This window comes from Dyella sp. (assembly GCF_051962475.1).
In the GTDB taxonomy this organism is placed as follows: Bacteria; Pseudomonadota; Gammaproteobacteria; order Xanthomonadales; family Rhodanobacteraceae; genus Dyella_A.
This window is the reverse complement of record NZ_JBQCCF010000010.1, coordinates 19767-41225: the sequence shown is the minus strand read 5'-3', so window position 1 is coordinate 41225 and position 21459 is coordinate 19767. Positions and strand designations below refer to the sequence as shown.

At 69.8% G+C, this 21459-nt stretch carries 21 protein-coding genes; 14 read left to right on the top strand and 7 right to left on the bottom strand.

Going from position 1 to position 21459, the window contains the following annotated elements; genetic code table 11:
* Positions 1-280 precede the first annotated feature (280 nt).
* From ilvB to ACTHJF_RS01355, 4 genes are all read left to right on the top strand, one after another.
* Positions 281-2191: a biosynthetic-type acetolactate synthase large subunit gene (gene ilvB, locus ACTHJF_RS01370; RefSeq protein ID WP_440265480.1), complete on the top strand. Its 1911-nt coding sequence runs from the start codon at positions 281-283 to the stop codon at positions 2189-2191.
* A 355-nt stretch (positions 2192-2546) separates the two neighbouring features.
* Positions 2547-2819, top strand: coding sequence for an acetolactate synthase small subunit (ilvN, locus tag ACTHJF_RS01365; protein WP_431635228.1), 273 nt, complete (start codon positions 2547-2549; stop codon positions 2817-2819).
* 5 nt (positions 2820-2824) lie between these two features.
* Positions 2825-4411 carry a threonine ammonia-lyase, biosynthetic gene (gene ilvA, locus ACTHJF_RS01360; RefSeq protein ID WP_440265479.1) on the top strand — a complete coding sequence of 529 codons (1587 nt, stop codon included), beginning with the start codon at positions 2825-2827 and terminating at the stop codon, positions 4409-4411.
* A 101-nt stretch (positions 4412-4512) separates the two neighbouring features.
* A complete protein-coding gene (locus tag ACTHJF_RS01355; RefSeq protein ID WP_440265478.1) occupies positions 4513-4665 on the top strand; it encodes a hypothetical protein in 153 nt (50 codons plus the stop codon).
* A gap of 13 nt (positions 4666-4678) precedes the next feature.
* Here the strand turns inward: ACTHJF_RS01355 and ACTHJF_RS01350 are convergent, their stop codons facing one another.
* Positions 4679-5743, bottom strand: a complete 1065-nt coding sequence (locus ACTHJF_RS01350; protein WP_440265477.1) for a diguanylate cyclase domain-containing protein — start codon at positions 5741-5743, stop codon at positions 4679-4681.
* A 233-nt stretch (positions 5744-5976) separates the two neighbouring features.
* On the opposite strand from ACTHJF_RS01350, the gene ubiA reads away from it, so the two are divergent.
* Complete coding sequence (gene ubiA / locus ACTHJF_RS01345; RefSeq protein ID WP_440265476.1) at positions 5977-6906, top strand: 4-hydroxybenzoate octaprenyltransferase; 930 nt, start codon at positions 5977-5979, stop codon at positions 6904-6906.
* A gap of 68 nt (positions 6907-6974) precedes the next feature.
* Here the strand turns inward: ubiA and ACTHJF_RS01340 are convergent, their stop codons facing one another.
* Both ACTHJF_RS01340 and ACTHJF_RS01335 read right to left on the bottom strand, forming a co-directional pair.
* Entirely contained in the window at positions 6975-7685 is a 711-nt protein-coding gene (locus ACTHJF_RS01340; protein ID WP_440265475.1) for a ComF family protein, read from the bottom strand.
* A gap of 15 nt (positions 7686-7700) precedes the next feature.
* Positions 7701-7907, bottom strand: coding sequence for a hypothetical protein (locus ACTHJF_RS01335; protein WP_440265474.1), 207 nt, complete (start codon positions 7905-7907; stop codon positions 7701-7703).
* Between the two features lie 136 nt (positions 7908-8043).
* On the opposite strand from ACTHJF_RS01335, the gene bioB reads away from it, so the two are divergent.
* From bioB to bioC, 5 genes are all read left to right on the top strand, one after another.
* Positions 8044-9081 (top strand): biotin synthase BioB, encoded by a 1038-nt coding sequence (bioB, locus tag ACTHJF_RS01330; RefSeq protein ID WP_440265473.1) that lies wholly within the window; start codon positions 8044-8046, stop codon positions 9079-9081.
* Between the two features lie 470 nt (positions 9082-9551).
* Entirely contained in the window at positions 9552-10829 is a 1278-nt protein-coding gene (bioF, locus tag ACTHJF_RS01325) for an 8-amino-7-oxononanoate synthase (RefSeq protein ID WP_440265472.1), read from the top strand.
* A 28-nt stretch (positions 10830-10857) separates the two neighbouring features.
* A complete protein-coding gene (locus ACTHJF_RS01320; RefSeq protein WP_440265471.1) occupies positions 10858-11610 on the top strand; it encodes a sulfurtransferase in 753 nt (250 codons plus the stop codon).
* Positions 11607-12377, top strand: coding sequence for a pimeloyl-ACP methyl ester esterase BioH (gene bioH, locus ACTHJF_RS01315; RefSeq protein ID WP_440265470.1), 771 nt, complete (start codon positions 11607-11609; stop codon positions 12375-12377). Before ACTHJF_RS01320 ends, bioH begins: the two co-directional genes overlap by 4 nt.
* A complete protein-coding gene (bioC, locus tag ACTHJF_RS01310; RefSeq protein ID WP_440265469.1) occupies positions 12374-13255 on the top strand; it encodes a malonyl-ACP O-methyltransferase BioC in 882 nt (293 codons plus the stop codon). The genes bioH and bioC overlap by 4 nt, the downstream gene beginning before the upstream one ends.
* A gap of 1 nt (position 13256) precedes the next feature.
* Here bioC and ACTHJF_RS01305 read toward each other — a convergent pair whose 3' ends face one another.
* Positions 13257-14138, bottom strand: coding sequence for an EamA family transporter (locus ACTHJF_RS01305; RefSeq protein ID WP_440265468.1), 882 nt, complete (start codon positions 14136-14138; stop codon positions 13257-13259).
* 257 nt (positions 14139-14395) lie between these two features.
* On the opposite strand from ACTHJF_RS01305, the gene ACTHJF_RS01300 reads away from it, so the two are divergent.
* On the top strand, positions 14396-15163 hold the full coding sequence (locus ACTHJF_RS01300; protein WP_440265467.1) for an SDR family NAD(P)-dependent oxidoreductase: 768 nt from the start codon (positions 14396-14398) through the stop codon (positions 15161-15163).
* Positions 15160-16764 carry an alpha,alpha-trehalase TreF gene (gene treF / locus ACTHJF_RS01295; protein WP_440265466.1) on the top strand — a complete coding sequence of 535 codons (1605 nt, stop codon included), beginning with the start codon at positions 15160-15162 and terminating at the stop codon, positions 16762-16764. The genes ACTHJF_RS01300 and treF overlap by 4 nt, the downstream gene beginning before the upstream one ends.
* A 4-nt stretch (positions 16765-16768) precedes the next feature.
* Here treF and ACTHJF_RS01290 read toward each other — a convergent pair whose 3' ends face one another.
* Positions 16769-17326 carry a DNA-3-methyladenine glycosylase I gene (locus tag ACTHJF_RS01290; RefSeq protein WP_440265465.1) on the bottom strand — a complete coding sequence of 186 codons (558 nt, stop codon included), beginning with the start codon at positions 17324-17326 and terminating at the stop codon, positions 16769-16771.
* Positions 17327-17418: 92 nt separating this feature from the next.
* Here ACTHJF_RS01290 and ACTHJF_RS01285 point away from each other — a divergent pair, with 92 nt between their 5' ends.
* Together ACTHJF_RS01285 and ACTHJF_RS01280 are read left to right on the top strand one after the other, a co-directional pair.
* Positions 17419-18300, top strand: coding sequence for a DMT family transporter (locus tag ACTHJF_RS01285; protein WP_440265464.1), 882 nt, complete (start codon positions 17419-17421; stop codon positions 18298-18300).
* Positions 18301-18392: 92 nt separating this feature from the next.
* On the top strand, positions 18393-19475 hold the full coding sequence (locus tag ACTHJF_RS01280; RefSeq protein ID WP_440265463.1) for a sterol desaturase family protein: 1083 nt from the start codon (positions 18393-18395) through the stop codon (positions 19473-19475).
* Positions 19476-19485: 10 nt separating this feature from the next.
* Here the strand turns inward: ACTHJF_RS01280 and ACTHJF_RS01275 are convergent, their stop codons facing one another.
* Both ACTHJF_RS01275 and ACTHJF_RS01270 read right to left on the bottom strand, forming a co-directional pair.
* Positions 19486-20439, bottom strand: a complete 954-nt coding sequence (locus ACTHJF_RS01275; protein ID WP_440265462.1) for a pyridoxal-phosphate dependent enzyme — start codon at positions 20437-20439, stop codon at positions 19486-19488.
* The gene (locus ACTHJF_RS01270) at positions 20436-21437 is read right to left on the bottom strand and encodes an aldose 1-epimerase (protein ID WP_440265461.1); all 1002 of its coding nucleotides are present in this window, start codon (positions 21435-21437) and stop codon (positions 20436-20438) included. Before ACTHJF_RS01270 ends, ACTHJF_RS01275 begins: the two co-directional genes overlap by 4 nt.
* Between the last annotated feature and the right edge of the window lie 22 nt (positions 21438-21459).

Genomic DNA, 21459 nt, shown 5'->3' with positions numbered 1-21459 from the left:
CCCCTCCCCCCCGCGCCGTACGCGTCGAGCTCCCGGCCGCGCGGGGCGGGGGGGGTGTGGGTGGGGGGGGGGGGCCGGTTGGTGTTGCGCCCCACCCCCGCGCAACACCACGCGCGCCCCCACCCCCCAACCCACCCCCCCGGCGGCTTCGCCACCAGGGGAGAGGGAGCAAAAAGCCGGCATCTCGCGGGACGCTGGTCGCCGTTGCTTGAAGCCCTCTCTCGCGTGCAAGCGGGAAGAGGGAGTGAAGGGCCCACCCACCGTTGAAGGATGTTTGCTGATGAACGCGCCATCGCTGAAAACTGCACCGGACACCCGACAGGCTCCGCACGCCGCGCCGACAACGCTGCCGCCGCCGGGCGTGCATCCGCTCGCCGGCCGCGCCATGAGCGGTGCCGAGATCGTGGTGCAGGTACTGGCCGACGAAGGCGCGGACGTGCTGTTCGGCTACTCCGGCGGCGCGATCCTCCCGGTGTATGACGCGGTGTTCCGCTACAACGCCGAGCACCCGCGCGAGGACGGCCGCGAGCCGATGCCGCTGATCGTGCCGGCCAACGAGCAGGGCGCGGGCTTCATGGCTGCCGGCTATGCGCGCGCGTCGGGCAAGGTCGGCGTGGCGGTGGTCACCTCCGGTCCCGGCGCCACCAACACGGTGACGCCGGTGCGCGACTCGATGGCCGACTCGATCCCGCTGGTGGTGATCTGCGGCCAGGTGCCCACCGCGGCGATCGGCAGCGATGCGTTCCAGGAAGCGCCGATCAGCAGCATCATGAGCGCCTGCGCCAAGCACGTGTTCCTGGTCACCGACCCGGCGAAGCTGGAACCGACCCTGCGCACCGCCTTCGAACTGGCCCGAAGCGGCCGGCCCGGCCCGGTGGTGGTGGACATCCCCAAGGACGTGCAGAACGCCGTGCTGACCTTTCAGGGCGAGGGCCAGCTGGCGATTCCCGGCTACCGCGCGCGGATGCGCGCGGTGGAGCAGGCCCACCTCACCGACGCCGACTGCGCTGCGTTCTTCGCCGCGCTGGGCCAGGCGAAGCGCCCGCTGATCTACGCCGGCGGTGGCGTCATCGCCGCGGAAGCGGCCGAGGCGCTGCGCGCGTTCGCTGAGGCATTCGGCCTGCCGGTCACCACTACGCTGATGGGTATCGGTGCGGTCGACACCACCACGCCGCTGGCCCTGCACATGCTGGGCATGCACGGCACCGCCTACGCCAACTACGCGGTGGAGGACTGCGACTTCGTGATGGCGCTGGGCGCGCGCTTCGACGACCGCGTGGCCGGCGTGCCGGGCAAGTTCGCGCCGCGTGCGCGCTTCATCGCCCAGGTGGACATCGACCCGGCCGAGATCGGCAAGGTGAAGGCGGTGCAGTGGCACCACTGCGGCCCGCTGGTGCGCACGCTCGACCGGCTGCGCCGCTACGGCAAGGCACAGGGCTTCCGCCCGCAGGGCGACGGCCGATACGACGTGTGGCACCGGCACGTGGCCGAACTCAAGCGCGTGCACGCGATGAACTACGACCGCACCAGCGCGATGATCCAGCCGTACGCGGTGATCGAGGCGATCAACCGCATCACCGACGGCCGCGCGATCATCGCCACCGGCGTCGGCCAGCACCAGATGTGGGCAGCGCAGTACTTCGACTTCCGCGGACCACGCCAATGGCTCACCTCCGGTTCGATGGGCACGATGGGCTTTGGCCTGCCGGCGGCGATCGGCGCGCAGTTCGCGCGTCCGGACTCACTGGTGATCGACATCGACGGTGACGCCAGCATCCGCATGAACTTCGGCGAGCTGGAAACCGTTACCACCTACGGCCTGCCGCTGAAGGTGGTGGTGTTCAACAACGCCGGAGACGGCATGGTGCGGCAGTGGCAGAAGCTGTTCTTCGAGAGCCGCTTCGCCTCATCGGACAAGACGTTGCACACCAAGGATTTCGTCAAGGCCGCACAGGCCGACGGCTTCGCCTGGGCGCAGCGGCTGGACCAGCCGGCCGACATCGAGCGGGTGATCGCCGATTTCCTGGCGTTCGAAGGCCCGGCCTTCCTCGAGGTGATCATCGACCCGGACGCCGGCGTCTACCCGATGGTCGGCCCCGGCATGACCTACGCGCAGATGATCACCGGCGAGCACATCGCCTCGCGCACGCCACCGGAGGCCGCCGTTGGGGGGCCGGCGGACATGTTCTAGGAGGGCTGCCGCACGTAAGGCAAAGACGCTCGATGACTCGCTTCGCTCGCCCCTTCGGGGCCGCCCTCCGGGCGTTCTGCGCGCGGAGCGCTTGTCCAGCGTTCGCTGGGATGACGGGAATGAGGGTTCACGATGCGCCTGTGAACGCCTTGCTAGGGCAACCCCACGCCCGTCATCCCGGCGAAAAGCTCTTCAACAGCCGAAGGGCTGGTCAAGCCGGAAGCGCTGTTCAACGGCGAATGCCGGTCATCCAGTGACTCATCCGCGCCAGAACTCATCGCCCCGTTACCACTCGGCCGAGCTTTGAACGTCGGTCGGTGACCGGAAAAGGCAAGAAAACGCGTCACGGAATCCCATGAAACACACGCTCTCTCTCCTATTGCAGAACGAATCCGGCGCGCTGGTGCGCGTGGCGGGGCTATTCTCCTCGCGCGGCTACAACATCGACTCGCTCAACGTGGCGCCAACCACCGACATCGAGGTGTCGCGGCTGATCGTGGTCACCCACGGCGGCGACGAATCGATCGAGCAGATCCTCAAGCAGGCGCGCAAGCTGGTGGACGTGATCGAGGCGGTGGAATTGCCCGCGCCCGCGGCGGTGCCGTCGGACCCGGCTGCGGGTGCATGAACGCCATGAGCGACGATGGGCTCGACCTGCTGCGCCGCGTGCTCACCGCGCGCGTCTACGAGGTGGCGCGCGAGACCGAGCTCGATCCCGCGCCGGCGCTGTCGCGAAGGCTCGGCAACACGGTGCTGTTCAAGCGCGAGGACAACCAGCCGGTGTTCTCGTTCAAGCTGCGCGGCGCCTACAACAAGATGGTGCAGCTTGATGCCGCCGCGCGCGCGCGTGGGGTGATCGCCGCCTCGGCCGGCAACCACGCGCAGGGCGTGGCGCTGGCTGCGGCGCGGCTGGGCGTGCGCGCCACCATCGTGATGCCGCAGACCGCACCGCAGGTGAAGGTGGACGCGGTGCGCACGATCGGCGGCGCGGCGATCGACGTGGCGCTGGCCGGCGACTCCTACAGCGACGCGCAGGCCGAGGCGGCACGGCTTGAGACCGAACACGGCTACACCCTGGTGCATCCGTTCGACGACCCGGACGTGATCGCCGGCCAGGGCACGGTGGGCATGGAGATCCTGCGCCAGCACGCCGGCCCGCTGCACGCGATCTTCGTGCCGGTCGGCGGTGGCGGCCTGCTTGCCGGCGTCGCCGCCTTCGTCAAGGCGGTGCGGCCGGAAGTGAAGGTGATCGGCGTGCAGAGCACGGCGGCGAACGCGATGGCCCGGTCGCTGGCCGCCGGTGAGCGGGTGCTGCTGGACGAGGTCGGCCTGTTCGCCGACGGCACCGCGGTGAAGCAGGTCGGCGCACTCACCTTCGCGCTCTGCCGGCAGTTCGTCGACGACATGATCTGTGTCGACACCGACGCGATCTGCGCCGCGATCAAGGACGTGTTCACCGATACCCGCACGGTGCCGGAGCCTTCCGGCGCGCTGGCCATCGCTGGCCTCAAGCACTATGCCGCCGCGCACGGCCTCAGAGACCAGACGCTGGTGGCGGTGTGCTCGGGCGCCAACATGAATTTCGATCGGCTCAGCTTCGTCGCCGAGCGCGCCGAAGTCGGCGAGCGGCGCGAGGCACTGTTCGCGGTGACCATCCCCGAAGAGCGGGGCAGTTTCCGCCGCTTCTGCGAGGTGCTGGGCGGGCACAGCCTGACCGAGTTCAACTACCGCATCGGCGACACGCGCAAAGCGCACCTGTTCGTCGGCGTGCGCACCGGTGGAAGCGAGGAGAGCGCGGCGCTGGCGCACGCGTTCCGCGCGCAGGGCTTCGGCGTGTTGGACCTGAGCGACGACGAGCTGGCCAAGCTGCACCTACGCCACATGGTGGGCGGCCGCTCGTCGCTGGCGCAGGACGAACTGCTGTACCGCTTCGACTTCCCCGAGCGCCCCGGCGCGCTGCTGCGCTTCCTGGCGCAGCTGCATCCGGACTGGAACGTCAGCCTTTTCCACTACCGTAACCAGGGCGCCGACCACGGCCAGATTCTGGTCGGCCTGCAGGTGCCGCCGGGCGAGCGCGAGCTGTTCGCGCGCTTCCTCGCCTCGCTGGGCTATCCGCACCGCGACGAGAGTGCCAACCCCGCCTACCGGCTGCTGCTGTGCGAGCCGCCCGTCACCGCCGGAATCCAGCGCGCTTGCGACGGGGTACACGCCATTGGTTGACCACCATGGGGGCGCCCGTTGGCGACCCGATCACGCCGCACTCGCGAGGTGTTGATGGCCAGCATGGAAGGCTTGGGCCACACCCACCCAGGAGCATCTCTATGCCGATCAATCCGGCCAGTCCCCAACCGCCGTTTGCCGAACCGGGCAAGTCGCCACCGTTACCGGAAGTGCAGAATCCCGGCCATGGTCACCCCGAGCGCGAAGCCGATCCCGAGCCCCTGGAGGAAGACGACGATCCGCTGACACCCTGAATCGGGTTGACGCTCAAAACAGGTCCACGCTGCCTGGCGCGATGCCGTCTTCCAACGAGCCCTGGGCGCGCAAGGTCTCGTAGTTGAACACCCGATTGCGACCATGGTTCTTGGCGAAGTACAACGCCTTGTCTGCACGATCGAGCACGGTGGCGGGGTAGTCGTGCTCGCCCACCGCGGCGTAGCCCACACTCACCGTGACCTGGCCGATCTGGGGAAACACATGGTTCTGTACCCGGGCACGGAAGCGCTCCAACGCAACGCCGGCGGAGGGCTCGTCGGCCGCCTCCAGCAGCACCAGGAACTCCTCGCCGCCAAAGCGGAACAGCGCGTCGCCCTGGCGAAAGCTGGCGCGCATCTGCTGGGCGATCACCAAGATCACCTCGTCGCCGTACAGGTGGCCCCAGGTGTCGTTGATGCGCTTGAAATGATCGATGTCGAGGATGGCCAGCCAGCGGCTGCCGCCCTCGTCGCGGCCACCACTCTTGAGGCGGCGCTCCATGTGTCGCTCGAAGGTGCGCCGGTTGTACAGGCCAGTGAGCTTATCGCGCTCGCTCTCGTCGAGCAGGGCGATGTAGTTGGCGTAGATGCGCGCGAAGCCGTCCACCAACAGGCGCAGGTGATCCAGCGGATGCTTGCCCTCGATCATCAGCGCGCCGATCACGCGGCCGTCGCGGCGGATCGGCACCAGCATGCCGTAGTTGCCGTCGCGCAGGCGCACACAACCGCCGTCGCGCTCGCTCTGTCGCAACAGGGTCTGACTGGCGGCGTCAGCTGCCTGCGGTAGTAGCACCACGCCGTAGCGGCCGTGCTCGTTGCGGCTGCAGCGCACCAGCCGTTCGCACGGATCGCCGCGACCGCCGTTGCGCTTGTAAAGCGTGACCACGTGCGCATCGGCGAGCTCGGCAAGCGACAGCGTGAGGCTGTGGTCGAGCGCATCGATGTCGCGGTGATGGGTGAACTGCGCCACGGAATCGAGCACGCGCAGCGGCGGCGCGCCCTCGTTGCCAGCCCACGCGGCCAGCTCCGCGAACAGCGGCGGCAAGGTGTCAGCGGCTTGCGCGAATTCGGTGGACACAAGGCTCCCGGCGTCGAGAAGCGGCCATCGTCTCGGTACGGTGCGCTGGTCCGAAGCGAAGCCTTCGCATGTTCTATCGACCGCGACCGGAGCGACTTGAGCCGACGGTCGCCAAACCCGGTCAGGCGGCACGCTAGACTTTCGCGATGGCCCCGACCTCACGCAAACGACCCCGCCGTCCCGCTCCGCCGCCGGCCGCGCGGCCGCGATCAGCCACTGCCGGCCGCAAGCCGGTGCGCCCGGCCGATGCCTCGCAGCGCGCCACCCGCGTGCTCGACCGCCTGCTCGCGCCGCTGCCGCCACACGTGCGCGAAAAAGCCCGCGACTACCTGGTGCTCACTCGCATGGACCGCCCGGTGGGCGCGCTGCTGCTGCTGTGGCCGGCCTGGTGGGCGCTGTGGCTGGCGGCCGACGACTTCCCGCCGTGGTCGACGCTGATCATCTTCACGCTCGGCGTGTTCGCCATGCGCGCGGCCGGCTGCGCCATCAATGACTACGCCGACCGCAAGCTCGACCCGCAGGTGGCGCGCACCGCCGGCCGGCCGATCGCCAGCGGGCGGGTGACGCCGCGCGAGGCGCTGGTAGTGTTCGGCACGCTGCTGGCGTTCGCCTTCGTGCTGGTGCTGTTCACCAATGCGCTGACGATCAAGCTGTCCTTCGCCGGCGCCGCGCTGGCGGCGCTGTATCCGTTCACCAAGCGCTACACCTACATGCCGCAGGTAGTGCTGGGCGCGGCGTTCGGCTGGGCCATCCCGATGGCCTTCGCGGCGGTGACCAACTCGGTGCCGCCGCTGGGCTGGCTGCTGTTCATCGGCAACATCCTGTGGTCAGTGATCTACGACACCGAGTACGCCATGGTCGACCGCGAAGACGACCTCAAGGCCGGCGCGAAGTCCACCGCGATCCTGTTCGGCGATGCCGACCTGCCGATCCTGGCGATCCTGATGGCCACGTTCGAGCTGACCATGCTGTTCGTCGGTCAGCGCGCGCAGCTGGGCTGGCCGTACTGGCTGGCGCTGGTCGGCAGCGTGGCGCTGTTCGGCTACCAGCTGTGGCGCATCCGCGGACGCGACCGCGACGCGTGCCTGGCCGCGTTCCGCCACAACAACTGGCTGGGGCTGGTGCTATGGGCCGGTATCGTGGTGTCGCTGGCGATCAAGTGAAACGTCAAGCGTGAGAGGAGCCACGCGCCGCAAGGCCGAGCGTTCTTTCACTGCCCACCCTGCCTCAATTACTTCTTCGACGGCGCCCGCGCCAGCGCCCACACGTCCACCCGCGCCACGCCGGCACGCTTGAGCACGCGCGCGCACTCGGCCAGGGTGGCGCCCGTGGTCATCACGTCGTCGAGCACTGTCACATGGGGCGGCAGGGCCACGTGCGGGGCAACCGCAAAGGCCCCGCGCACGTTGCGACGACGCGATGGCGCATCCAGCTCGCTCTGCGCGGCGGTGGGATGCGTACGCAGCAGCAGGTCGTGGCGCAGCCGCACGCCGAGCGCACGGGCCAACGGCCGGGCCAGCTCCAGCGCCTGGTTGTAGCCACGCTGGCGCAGCCGCGCGCGATGCAACGGTACCGGCACGATCAAATCGGGCAATGCGATCGACCGCGCCTCGCGCTGCCACAGCGCCACCAGCGAGCGGCCGGCCGCCAGCTCGCGCGAGAACTTGAAGCGCGACTCCAGCCGGTCCAGCGGCCAGCCGTAACGAAACGGCGACCACGCCGCCTGCCACGGCGGCGGATGGCGCTGACAGCGTCCGCACAATGCGACCGGTAGCGCCAGCGGCAACGCACAGCGCACGCAGCACGAACGGTTGCGCGGCAGCTCAGCGGCGCAGTCACGGCACAGGTCCAGGCCATCGTGGCCGGCATCGCCACACAGCAGGCAACGCGGCGGCAGCAGCCAGCGGCCGACGGCAACAAGGCGGGAACGGAGCGCATCCATGCGCGGGGTCGCCGCTCAGCTCGCCGGCTTGTACAGCGCCGCGTCGAGGATCGACCACAGGTGGACGATCCAGCCCAGCAGGAACCACCACAGCACCGCCGCCAGCACAAACATCACGATCGCCTTGAGCAGACGCCCCTGCACTAGCTGGCCCAGGCCGGGGATGAAGAAGCTGCACACCGCGGCGATCACGTTGCCGGTACTGCCTTGTCCTGCACTCATGCGTGATGACTCCTGATAGATCGCTCGATGGTAGCGAACCCGCGGCCCGCATCCGTCAACCATACGCCAAAGCATCGAGTTGACACTCCCGGAACCGGCTCCCACACTCGCGCCCTGCTTGGAGGAGTCCCCACCCATGACCGCACCCGCCCTGCGCCACGACTGGACGCGCGAGGAAGTCGCCGCGCTGTTCGCGCTGCCGTTCAACGAGCTGCTGCACCACGCGCACAGCGTGCACCGCGAACATCACGACCCCAACGCGGTGCAGGTGTCGACCCTGCTCTCGATCAAGACTGGCGGCTGCCCCGAGGACTGCGCCTACTGCCCGCAGGCGGCGCGCTACAGCACCGGCGTGCAGGCGGAGAAATTGATGAGCGTGGACGCGGTGGTCGCCCGCGCGCAGGCGGCCAAGGCCGCCGGCGCCAGTCGCTTCTGCATGGGCGCCGCGTGGCGCAGCCCGAAAGACCGCGATGTAGCCAAGGTCGCCGAGATCGTCTCCGCGGTGAAAGGCCTGGGCCTGGAGACCTGCGCCACGCTGGGCATGCTCAGCGGCGAGCAGGCCGCCACGCTGAAGCAGGCCGGGTTGGACTACTACAATCACAACCTCGACACCGCGCCGGAGTTCTACGGCGAGATCATCCACACCCGCGAGTACCAGGACCGCCTCGACACGCTGGAACACGTGCGCGAAGTCGGCCTGAAGACCTGCTGCGGCGGCATCGTCGGCATGGGAGAGACGCGCAGCCAGCGCGCCGGCCTGCTGCAGACCCTGGCCAACCTGCCCGAGCATCCGCAGTCGGTGCCGATCAACCAGCTGGTGCAGGTGGAAGGCACGCCGCTGCACGGCACCGAGGCGCTGGACCCGTTCGAGTTCGTGCGCACCATCGCGGTGGCGCGCATCCTGATGCCGGCCTCGATGGTGCGCCTGTCGGCCGGCCGCCAGCAGATGGACGACGCGGTGCAGGCGCTGTGCTTCTTCGCCGGCGCCAACTCGATCTTCTACGGCGAAAAGCTGCTGACCACCGGCAACCCAGACGTGGAGCACGACCGCGCCCTGTTCCGCCGCCTCGACCTGCACGCGCTGGAGGTGGTGGAAGAATCCGGCACCGTGCACGCCGACATCCTGGAGACCGAAGTGGCCAGCTGCGGCCAGGGTTGCGGCTGCGCCGCCTGATTTCCCTGCGCCGCAGCTCTCAGGCTCCCTCTCCCCTGAGCTCCGCTCGGGGGAGAGGGCTGGGGTGAGGGGGGCGGCCTTTCGCCCTGATGCGATGAACGATCAAAATCCAAAGCTCCCCCTCACCCCGACCCTCTCCCCCGGCCACGCCGGGGGAGAGGGAGCACAGCGGGGCATTGCCATGCTGATGTCCAGACGCGCGGTGGCGATCGACTCCCTCTCCCCTGAGCTCCCGCTCGGGGGAGAGGGCTGGGGTGAGGGGGCGGCTTTGCGCCCTGATGCGATGAACGATCAAAAGCCAAAACTCCCCCTCTCCCCGACCCTCTCCCCGGCCATGCCGGGGGAGAGGGAGCACAACGGAGCCTGGCCATGCAGACATCCGGACGCGCTGTGGCGATCGACCCCCTCTCCTCTGAGCTCCGCTCGGGGGAGAGGGCTGGGGTGAGGGGGCAGCTCTTCGCCCTGATGCGATGAACAACCAAGAAGCCGAAGCCCCCCTCACCCCGACCCTCTCCCCCGGCCACGCCGGGGGAGAGGGAGCACGGCGCGCGGACCTGCTCGCCCGTCTGGACGTCCGGACTTCCGAACGCGCGCAGGCATCGCTGCTGCGCCGTGCCCGCACCGTGGACCACGCCGACGGCCCCTGGCTGGAAGTCGACGGTTGCCGCCTGCTCGGCTTCTGCAGCAACGACTATCTCGGGCTCGCCCAGCACCCACAGCCGATCGCCGCGTTCAAGCGCGTGGCCGACGACGAGGGCGTGGGAAGCACGTCGGCGCACCTGGTGTGCGGCCATCGCCGCGAACACGCGATGCTGGAGGAGGCGCTGGCCGAGTGGACCGGGCGCGAACGCGCGTTGCTGTTCTCCACCGGCTATGCGGCTAACCTCGGCGCGCTGCAGGCGCTGCTCGGCGGAGTCGAAGATGCGGTCTGTGTGCAGGACAAGCTCAACCACGCCTGCCTGATCGACGGCGCACAGCTGGCCAGCGCCGAACTCAAGCGCTATCCGCATGCCGACGTGGGCGGCGCTGCGCGCCAGCTGCGCAGCCGTCCGCAGGCGCCGGCCCTGCTCGCCACCGACGGCGTGTTCAGCATGGATGGTGACGTGGCGCCGCTGCGCGAACTGGCGACACTCGCTGCGAACGAAGGCGCCACGTTGATGGTCGACGACGCTCACGGCCTGGGCGTGCTGGGCGAGCACGGCGCCGGCAGCGTGATGGCCGCCGGACTGTCGACGCGCGAGGTGCCTGTGCTGATGGCTACGCTGGGCAAGGCACTGGGTTGCGCCGGGGCTTTCGTCGCCGGCTCTGCTGCGCTGATCGAGGGACTGACCCAGTTCGCCCGCCCGTTCGTCTACTCCACAGCAATGCCTCCCGCGCTGGCCGCCGCCGCGCTGGCCGCCGTGCAGATCGCCCGTGAAGACGACGCGCGGCGCGACAAGCTCGCCGCCCTGGTCGCCCGCTTCCGACGCGGCGCCGGCGAACTCGGCTTGCCATTGATGGCATCGGACACGCCGATCCAGCCGCTGCTGCTGGGCGATGCCGATACGGCGTTGGCAGCCGCGCTGCGGCTGGAAACGCAGGGCCTGCTGGTGACCGCGATCCGCCCACCGACCGTGCCCGCAGGGCAGGCGCGGCTACGGATCACGCTGAGCGCAGCGCACGAGGAGGAACACGTCGATCGCCTGCTCGACGCGCTGGCCGCGCTGCGGCTACCCGCCGCCGGGGCGATGCGGACCGGCCCGCTATAATCGGCGACTCCGCGCCCCGACCTTCCCCATGTCGATCGTCAATCTCTCCGCCTATCGCTTCGTCAGCCTGGACGACCTTCCCGCGCTGCGCGAGCGCGTGCTGGCACGCTGCGAGGCGCTGGCCCTGAAGGGCACGATCCTGCTGGCGCCGGAGGGCATCAACCTGTTTCTGGCCGGCCCGCGCGAAGCGGTGGACGCCTTCATGCACTGGCTGCGCGAAGACCCGCGCTTCACCGGACTGGAGGCGAAGGAGTCGCTCTCGGCCGACGCGCCGTTCGGCCGCATGCGTGTGCGTCTGAAGAAGGAAATCATCACCATGCGCCAGCCGGTGATCCGTCCCGAGGCCGGCCGCGCGCCGGCGGTGGATGCGCTGACGCTGCAGCGCTGGCTCGATCAGGGTCACGACGATGACGGCCGCGAGGTGGTGCTGCTCGATACGCGCAACGATTACGAAACCGACGCCGGCAAGTTTCCGCAGGCGGTCGACTACCGCCTGACCCGATTCACCGAGTTCCCCGACGCGATCGCAGCCGACCGCGACCGCTACGCCGGCAAGACCGTGGTGTCGTACTGCACCGGCGGCATCCGCTGCGAGAAAGCCGCGCTGCACATGCAGGCGCTCGGGATAGAGCGCGTGTTCCAGCTCGAAGGCGGCGTCCTCAAGTACTTCGAGGAAACCGGCGGCGCGCACTGGCAGGGCGACTGCTTCGTGTTCGACGAGCGCGGCGCGGTGGACCCCACGCTCGCCCCCACCCCGCTTTCTGGCGACACCGCAGCATGAGCCTGTACATCGAGACCCACGGCAGCGGCCCGGTGCCACTGGTGCTGCTGCACGGCTGGGCGATGCACGGCGGCGTGTTCGCGCCGCTGGTCGAGGCGTTGGCCGAGCCATGCACGCTGTACGTGGTCGACCTGCCCGGCCACGGTCGATCGCGCGATTGCGGCCTGCCGCTGGAGCCGACGGCGATCGCTCGCGCCGTCGCCGAACGCGTGCCGCCGGCGGTGTGGCTGGGTTGGTCGATGGGCGGGTTGGTGGCGCTGGCCGCGGCGCGCGAAACGACGATTCCCACGCGCGGGCTGGCGATGCTCTGCGCCACGCCGAAGTTCGTGCGCAGCGAGGACTGGCCCCAGGGCAGCGACGGCGCGCTGGTGCGCCAGCTCGCCACCGATCTGGAAACCGACTACCACGCCACGCTGGAGCGCTTTCTCGCGCTCGAGGCCATGGGCAGCGCCGATCCGCGCGCCGAGCTGCGCCACCTGCGCGAGCTGGTGTTTGCGTACGGCGAGCCGGACTTGCGCGTGCTGCAGGAAGGCATCGCGCTGCTGGAGAACACCGACTGGCGCGACATGCTCGCCACGCTGTGCCTGCACAACGCGTGGCTCGCAGGCCGACGCGACCGGCTGGTGCATCCCGATGCGATGCGCTGGTCCGCTGCGCGCGCGCAGGGCGACTTCCACGAGATCGCACACGCCGGCCACGCGCCGTTCCTGGGCCACGTCGACGCCGTGGTCGATGCCCTGCGGCCACTGCTGGAGACGGTTCGATGAGCGAGTTCCACCTCGACCGTGCGCGTGTGCAGCGCAACTTCGCCCGCGCCGCGCAGACCTACGAACAGCACGACGCGCTGCAGCGCGAGGTGCAGCAGTCGCTGCTGGAACGTCTGGACTTCTATCTGGAATCGCCCGCGCGCGTGCTCGACGTGGGCGCCGGCACCGGCCGCGGTACGGCGTTGCTGAAGAAGCGCTACCCCAAGGCCGAGGTGATCGCGGTCGATCTCGCCCTGCCGATGCTGCAGATGGCGAAGAAGCACAGCGCGTGGCTGAAGCCGTTCCAGCGCGTGTGCGCCGAGGCCACCCACCTGCCCTTCCCCGACCACAGCGTGGACGTGCTGCATTCGAGCCTGTGCTTCCAGTGGGTCGACGACCTCGCCGCGCTGTTCAACGAGTGCGCGAGCGTGCTCAAGCCCGGCGGACTGCTGGTGTTCTCCACCTTCGGCCCGGACACGCTGAAGGAACTGCGCGCGGCCTGGGCCAGCGCCGACGAGCAATCGCACGTGAGCCGCTTCCTGGACATGCACGACGTGGGCGACGCGCTGATCGCCGCGGGCCTGCGCGACCCGGTGCTCGACGTGGACCGCTACACGCTCACCTACAGCTCGCCGACGATGCTGCTGAAGGAGCTCAAGGGCCTTGGCGCCACCCACGCCGACCGCGCACGCGAACGCCACCTCACCGGCAAGGCGCACTATCAGCGCATGCTCGCCGCCTACGAAACGATGCGGGTGGATGGGCGCATCCCGGCCACCTGGGAAGTGGTCACCGCGCACGCCTGGGGCCCGCCGCCGGGGCAGTCGCGCCGCGGCCGCGACGGCGGCGAGATCGCCAGCTTCTCGGTCGACAGCCTGCGCGGCTCGCGTCGACGCTGAGTCAGTTCGCCAGCGGCTCCGCCACCGGCGCCCGCGCGGTGTAGGCGGTGCCGGTGGAAGCGACCATGATCGCCACGACCGCCGCCCATTGCCGCGGTCCCAGCTGCTCGCCGAGGAAGGCCGCGCCGGCCAGCGCCGCGATCGCCGGCTCCAGGCTCAGCAGCACGCTGAAATGGCGCGCCGACAGTCGGGTCAGGGCGATCATCTCCAGCGAGTACGGCAAGGCCGAGCTCAGCACCGCCACACCCAGTCCCAGCGCCAGCAACGCCGGCGAAAGCAGCGCCGCGCCCGCGTGCACCGCGCCCACCGGCACGGCCAGCAACGCGCCGATCGCGATGCCCCAGGTCACCGCGTCGCCGCCATAGGCCGCACCGGCGCGCTGACCGAACAGGATGTACAGCGCCCAGCCGACGCCGGCCGCGAGGGCGTAGGCCACGCCCACTGGATCGAGCGCGTGCTCCTGTCGATCCAGCGGCAACAGGAGCGCCAGGCCGATCACCACCAATACCACCCACGCCACGTCCAGCAGGCGACGCGAACCGAACAGCGCGATCGCCAGCGGCCCGGTAAATTCCAGCGCCACCGCAATGCCCAGCGGAATCGTGCGCAGCGCCATGTAGAACACCAGGTTCATCGCGCCCATCGCCAGGCCGTAGCCCCACAGCAAGCGCCAGTCGCGACCACCGTGCCAGCGCCGCCAGGGCCGGCGCAGCACCAGCAGCACCAGGGCGCCCAGGCCCAGCCGGAAGGCGGTGGCGCCCTGCGCCCCCACCAGCGGGAAAAGCCGCTCGGCCAGCGCCGCACCGCACTGATAGGACGCCATGCTGACCAGCAACGCGGCAATCGCCAGCCACAGCGGCGGCGGAGAAGAAGTCGGGGACATGGGCAGCCACACGGGGGCGGGATGCGCATGGTGTCAGCTTCGCGACGGCTCGCCCATGCCCCGCCGTGCAGGCTGCTGACGGCGGATGGCAGCAGCCTGCTGCGAGCCGCTCCAGATGGCCGCCATCTGGGTATCCGAAGCACTCGGAGGGGTAGCCTGGCGCGGGTTCTTGCGCCGTCATCGCCCACCCCGCTGCCGTGCTCTTCACGGCCGACCCCGCATGCTCGTTCGTCGAACGAGGCGACTCAGGAGCGAGCATGCGACTACAGGACAAGGTGGCACTGGTCACCGGCAGCGGCCAGGGCATCGGCCGAGCAATCGCCGTGCGGCTGGCGCAGGACGGGGCGCGGGTAGTCGTCGAGGACCGGGACAACACTCCCGCCGCCGAGCAGACGCTCGCCTTGGTGCGCGAAGCAGGCAGCGATGGCTGCGTGCTCAGCGGCGACATCGCCGACGCCGCCGCGGATCGGCGGGTGATCGCCCAGGCGGTGCAGGCGATGGGCCGGGTGGACATCCTCGTCAACAACGCCGGCATCGAGCGGCGCGCGCCGTTCGTCGAGGTGACACAGGCCGATTACGACGCGGTGCTGGGCGTGAACCTGCGCGGCGCGTTCTTCGTCACCCAGGCCTTCGTGCGCCACGTGGCCGAGCGCGGCGACGGCGGCGTGGTGGTGAACGTGAGCTCGGTGCACGAGGAGCTGCCGTTCCCGCACTTCGCCAGCTACGCCGCCAGCAAGGGCGGGCTGAAGATGTTGATGCGCGACCTGGCGATCGAGCTGGCGCCGCTGGGCATCCGCGTCAACAACATCGCGCCGGGCGCGGTGCAGACGCCGATCAACGCCGCGCTGATGGCGCAGCCGGACAAGCTCAAGGCGCTGCTGGCGAACATCCCGCTCAAGCGGCTGGGCATGCCCGAAGACGTGGCCAACGCCGCCGCGTTTCTGGTCAGCGACGAGGCGGCCTACATCACCGGCACCACGCTGTACGTCGACGGCGGGCTGCTATGGAACTACGCCGAACAATGACGTTAGCCAACGCCCACTCCCGCGACCCCGCCGAGCGCGTGGCCAGTGTGCCCGCGGCCGATACCCTGACCCCGGCCGACCGCTACCAGGAGCTGTTCGAAGCGGTGCAGCGCGCGCGAGTATTCGACGACGGCAAGACCTTCGTCGACTGCATCCCGCGCCAGTCGCCGCAGCGCATCCTCGACGCCTACCGCGCCCAGCAGCATCGCGACGGCTTCGACCTGGCCGACTTCGTACACGCCCATTTCAGGGAGGAGAAGGCGCCCACCAGCCACTACATCTCCGATCCGAACCAGTCGCTCAAGGCGCACATCGACGGCCTGTGGGACGTGCTCACGCGGCGGCCGCACGAGCACCCCGCCAGCAGCTCGATCCTGCCGCTGCCCAACGACTACGTGGTGCCTGGCGGACGCTTCCGCGAGATCTACTACTGGGACTCGTACTTCACCATGCTCGGCCTGGTCGAGAGCGGCCGGCGCGATCTGCTCGCCGCGATGGCCGACAACTTCGCCTGGCTGATCGACCACTACGGCCACGTGCCCAACGGCAACCGCAGCTACTACCTCAGCCGCTCGCAGCCGCCGGTATTCTCGCTGATGGTGGAACTGTTCGAGCAGCACGGCCTGTGCCAGGCGCTGAAATACCTGCCGCAGCTGCGCCGCGAATACGCGTGGTGGATGGACGGCGCCGAGGCGCTGCGTCCCGGCGACGTGCACCGTCACTGCGTGCGGCTGGAAGACGGCAGCGTGCTCAACCGCTACTGGGACGATCGCGACACCCCGCGCGAGGAGTCGTTCCTGGAAGACGAGACGACCGCCGCACGCAGCGTGCGTCCGGCGCACGAGGTCTACCGCGACCTGCGCGCTGCGGCGGCCTCCGGCTGGGACTTCAGCGCGCGCTGGTGCGACCGCGCCGACGACCTGGCCACCACGCGCACCACGGCGATCCTGCCGGTAGATCTCAACAGCTTGCTGTTCGCCGCCGAGCAGCAGCTGGCCCGGCTCAGCGAGGCCGCCGGCCTGCGCGAGGAAGCGGCCGATTTTGCGCACCGCGCGCAGGCGCGCCGTGCGGCCGTGCTGCGCTGGATGTGGAACGAACCGCTGGGCGCCTTCGTCGACCTCGACTGGCAGCGCGGCAACCCGCGCGAGCTGCTCACTGCGGCGACCACCGCTCCGCTGTTCGCCGGCCTGGTGGATGACGACGCGCGGGCCGCCCGGGTCGCCGCCACGGTGCGCGACCGCCTGCTGGCGCACGGCGGTATTGCCACAAGCGAGGTGCGCAGCGGCCAGCAGTGGGACCAGCCCAACGGCTGGGCACCGCTGCAGTGGCTGGCGATCAAGGGCTTCGCCCGCTGCGGACAACTGCCCTTGGCGCGCGACATCGCGCGGCGCTGGCTGCACACCGTGGGCAGCCTGTACGAGCGCGAAAGCAAGCTGGTGGAGAAGTACGTGCTCCACCACGACGGCGACGGCGCGCATGGCGGTGGCGGCGGCGAGTATCCGCTGCAGGACGGCTTCGGCTGGACCAACGGGGTGACCCGTCGCCTGCTGCACGACGATCCCGACCACCCCGCGCAGCACGCCTGCGCGGGCACACGCTGAAGGCTCAGCGCGCGCCGTGGCGGAAGCAGTCGACCGTGTGGTCGTCGACCATCCCGGTGGCCTGCATGAAGGCGTAGCAGATGGTGCTGCCGACGAAGCGGAAGCCGCGCTTCTTCAGGGTCTTGCTCATGCGGTCCGAGTGCGCGGTAGTGGCGGGCACCTGCGATTTGTCGGTCCACGCGTTGCGAATCGGCGCGCCATCGACGAACGACCACAGCCAGGCATCCAGGCTGCCGTGCTCGGCGATCACTGCCTGCGACGCGCGCGCGTTGTCGCGCACCGACGAAATCTTGAGGCGGTTGCGGATGATGCCCGGATCGAACATCAAGGAGTCGAGTTCGGCGTCGCTCATCGCCGCCACGCGGTCGATCGCGAAGCCGTGGAACACCTCACGGTAGCGCTCGCGCTTGGCCAGCACGGTGCGCCAGGACAGGCCCGCGTGCGCGCCTTCCAGGCAGAGAAACTCGAACAGCGCGCGATCGTCGTGCAGCGGCGTGCCCCACTCGTGATCGTGGTAGGCGCACATCATGGGGTCCTGACCGGCCCAGTGGCAGCGTTGCATGGAAATCTCCGGTGGCAGCGGAGCTGCAATCTAGCGCAAGCGTCTCGCCCTGGCCTGGCTAGACTGGCGCATTGCCCAAGACCGTCATACGCATGTCGAACGACAATTCCCGCCGCGGCGCCGTTGCCGCCCTGCTCGCCACGCTGGTGCTGTGGGCGTACAGCTGGGTGGTGATGAAACAGGCGCTGGCTTATGCCGGCCCGTTCGACTTCGCCGCGCTGCGCTACCTGCTGGGCGCGGCTGTGCTGTTCCTGGCGTTGACGGTGACACGCCAGCGCATCGCGCCACCGCCGCTGGCTGCCACCACGCTGATCGGGCTGTGCCAGACCGCCGCCTTCCAGGGACTGGAGCAGTGGGCGCTGGTCGACGGCGGCGCCGGTCACGTGGCATTGCTGGCCTACACCATGCCGTTCTGGGCGGTACTGCTGGCATGGCCACTGCTGTCGGATCGACCCACGCGACGGCAGTGGACGGGCACCGCATTGGCGGCGATCGGCCTGGTGTTCATCCTGGAACCCTGGCGCGGGCTGGGCAGTCCGCTCAGCACCACGCTGGCGATCGCCGGTGGCGTCGCGTGGGCGGCCGGCACGGTGCTGAGCAAGCGTCTGTTCCAGCGCCATGCGGTGGCGCCGCTCAACCTCACGGCCTGGCAGATGCTGTTCGGGGGACTGGCGCTGGGCGCGGTGGCACTGGTGGTGCCGCAGAAGCCGATAGTGTGGAACCACGCGCTGCTCGGTGCGCTGATCTACAGCGTGGTGTTCGCCTCCAGCCTGGCGTGGTGGCTGTGGCTGATCGTGCTGCAGCGGCTGCCGACGGCGGTGGCCAGCCTGTCCAGCCCCGGCGTGCCGGTGCTGGCGGTGCTGCTGGCCTGGGCGATCACCCACGAACAGCCCTCGCCGATGGAGGGCGTAGGCATCGTGTTCGTGCTGCTGGGGCTGGCGGCGGTGAGCGGCCTGCGCTTGCGGCGGCGCTGAGGCGATCGCCCGGCACTTTCCGCTCGACGAAACCCGCCGGAAAGGCGCGACGACGACGCTGACGGGTGGATTCCCGCCGGTGCTGCTTCCCGATGCCCTCCCTTGCGCACGCCTGGACCGCCCTGGTCGACGCCTTTTCGCAGCACGGCGTGCAGCCGCTGCTGCAGTGGCTGCACATCGACCGGCTCGCCGGCGACCCGCGCGAGATCGCCGAATCATTGATGATCGCGGTGGTGCAGGTGGCGATCATCGCCTGCCTGTTCCGCCCGCTGGAGACGTTCTGGCCGGCCGAACGCTGGAGTGACCGCAAGCTCACGCGCGTGGATTTCCAGTACACGCTGTGGATGCTGATCGGGATCTTCCCGCTGTTTTCCTACCTGGTGCTGACGCCGATCGCCAATTATTTCGGGGGCGTATCGAGCGGCCCGGACACCTCCAGCCGCGACTCGATCCTCGGCATCACCCACTGGTTCCCCGTGCTGGATCACCACCCGCTGGCACTGTTCCTCGTCTATTACGTGATCTACGACCTGGTGTACTACACCATGCACCGCGTGCAGCACGCGCTGCCGTGGTGGTGGGCGCTGCACTCGATGCACCACAGCACGCGCCAGATGAGCTGCTGGACCAACGATCGCGGCAGCCTGGTGGATGGCTTCATCCAGTCGATGATCCTGGCCGTGGTTGGCCTGGCAATCGGCGTGGCGCCGACCGACTTCGCCTGGCTGATGCTGGCGGGCGAGCTGGTGCAGAACTTCTCGCACACCAACACGCGGCTGAACTTCGGGCCGGTGTTTGGACGGCTGTTCGTCGACCCCACCTTCCACCGACTGCACCACATGCGCGTGGACCCGACCCGGCCGAACCTGCACAACTGCAACTACGGTCAGGTGTTCTCGATCTGGGACGTGCTGTTCCGCACCGCGCTGTACGGCGAGCCGATCCGCCCCACCGGCGTGGGCGACCCGATCGTCGATGCGGACAACGAGCACGGCCTGGTCGGCCTGCACTGGGCCGCGTTCAAGCGTTTCTGGGGTGCGGTGCGCACGCTGGACGGCTGGAAGCCGGGCGAAGTGTCGTTCGGACCGGGCTACCGGCCGGTGCCGGTCCAGCACACCGAAGCGTCTCCCGCCGCGGACCTGCTGCCGCAAGTCCAGGTAGACGGCACGAACTGAGCGCGCGCGCTCACCAGGGCAGCGCGTCCAGATCCACGTTGCCGCCGGTGATCACCAGGGCGACGCGCTGGCCGGCGAAACGATCGCGCGCCTTCAGCACCGCCGCCAGCACCGTGGCCGAGGAGACTTCGACCACCAGCTTCAGCTCGCGCCAGATCAGCCGCATCGCGGCGATGGTTTCCGCGTCGGAGACGGTGATCACGGATACCGCGTGCTCGCGCAGCGCGTGCAGGTTGGGCACACCCACCAGGGCGCGCAGGCCGTCGCAGAGCGTGTCGGGGACGACACCCTCGACCCGGTCGTCGGCCGCGAGCGAACGCGCAGCATCGTCGGCGCCGGTCGGCTCGGCGGCGAACAGCGGCAGGCCGGGGCGCAGCGCGTGGGTCGCGATCGCCACGCCCGCGGCCAGCCCGCCGCCGCCCACCGGCGTGATCAGCGCATCCAGCGCTGGCACCTGGGTAAGCAGCTCCAGCGCGATCGTGCCCTGCCCGGCCATCACCCGCGCGTCGGCATACGGATGCACCAGCACGGCGCCGGTATCGCGCTGCACCTGCTCGGCCATCGCCTCACGCGCGGCCTGGGTCGGTGCACAGCGGTGCAGCACGGCGCCGGCCCGCGCGATCAGCTCCAGCTTAGCCTGCACCGCACCCTCGGGCACCACCACGTGGGCCGCGATGCCGCGCGTGGCCGCGGCGAGCGCTAGCGCGCTGCCGTGGTTGCCGGACGAATGGGTGACCACGCCACGATGCGCGTCGGCATCGTCCAGCGACCACACCGCGTTGCAGGCGCCGCGGAACTTGAAGGCGCCGCCGCGCTGCAGGTTTTCGCATTTGAAGTGCAGCTGCGCGCCGGCCAGCGCGTCCAGCGCGTCGCTACGCCGCACCGGCGTGACCACGGCGTAGGGAGCGATGCGGGCAGCGGCGTCGCGAATGGTTTCGAGCGTGGGGAGCGCGGGCTGGTTCATGCGGTTTCGAACTCCACGCCGCAGCGAAAGCGGCGTTCGGCGCCGGGCGCGAGGCGGATGGCGTCAGCGCAGTCGGCACGGTTGAAGGCGTCGGCCAGGCTTTCCATCGGCTCCAGCGCCAGCGAGCGGCGCACGTCACGGCTGACCGTGTCGGCGGTGAAGGCCAGCATCACGCCGCGCTCCTGCCACAGCGCCAGGCCCAGGCCAGTGGCCGGATCGCGCAGCCGGCTGCGCCGCCGGCCGTCGGCGTCGGGCGCAAAATCGGAAAACGCGTGGTTGAGCTCCAGCGTACCCACCGCGCGCGGCGCGCGGAAATCGAGCGACGGCTCACGATCGACCGGCACATGCGCTGCCGCACCGGCCAGCGGGATGTACTGCGCGTCGGTGGCGATCACCGTGCGCGCCGGAACCTGCAGCTCCCACGAACCCATTGGCGTATCGCCAAGGCGGAAATACGGATGCCAGCCGAAGAAGCACGGCGCGGCGCGATCGCCGGCGTTGCGCATGGTCACCTCCAGCCCGAGGCCGCGCGCGTCGAGCCGATAGCGGATCGTCAGTGCGATCGCGAAGGGGTAGCCCGGGTGCGCATCGGCAGCGATCGTGGTGGCGAACGTCGCTTCGGCGGCCTCGTCGTCTGCGGTGAGCGACTGCAGCTCGAAATCGACACCGCGCACGAAACCGTGGCGGGCGGCACGCTCGGCCTCCGGCACGCCGGGCTGCAGGTCATGGTCGGCGCCATCGAAGCGGTAGCGCGCATCGGCGATGCGGTTGGCGAACGGCGCCATCACCGCGAAGCGCGAGCTCGGCCGCGCCTCCAGTTCCGCCGCGTCGCGGTAGCCGTCGGCCAGCTCGACCCGGCTGCCGTGGTGGTGCACCTGGATCGACAGCACCGTGGCGCCGCGGTGGGCGATGCGCACGCGGCGATCGCGTGCGGCGTCGTGCAATACCACCAGCGCGTGCGCGCCCCATGCATCGCGGGCAACCTCGAACGACGTCATCGGCGTGATCCTGGCCACAAGG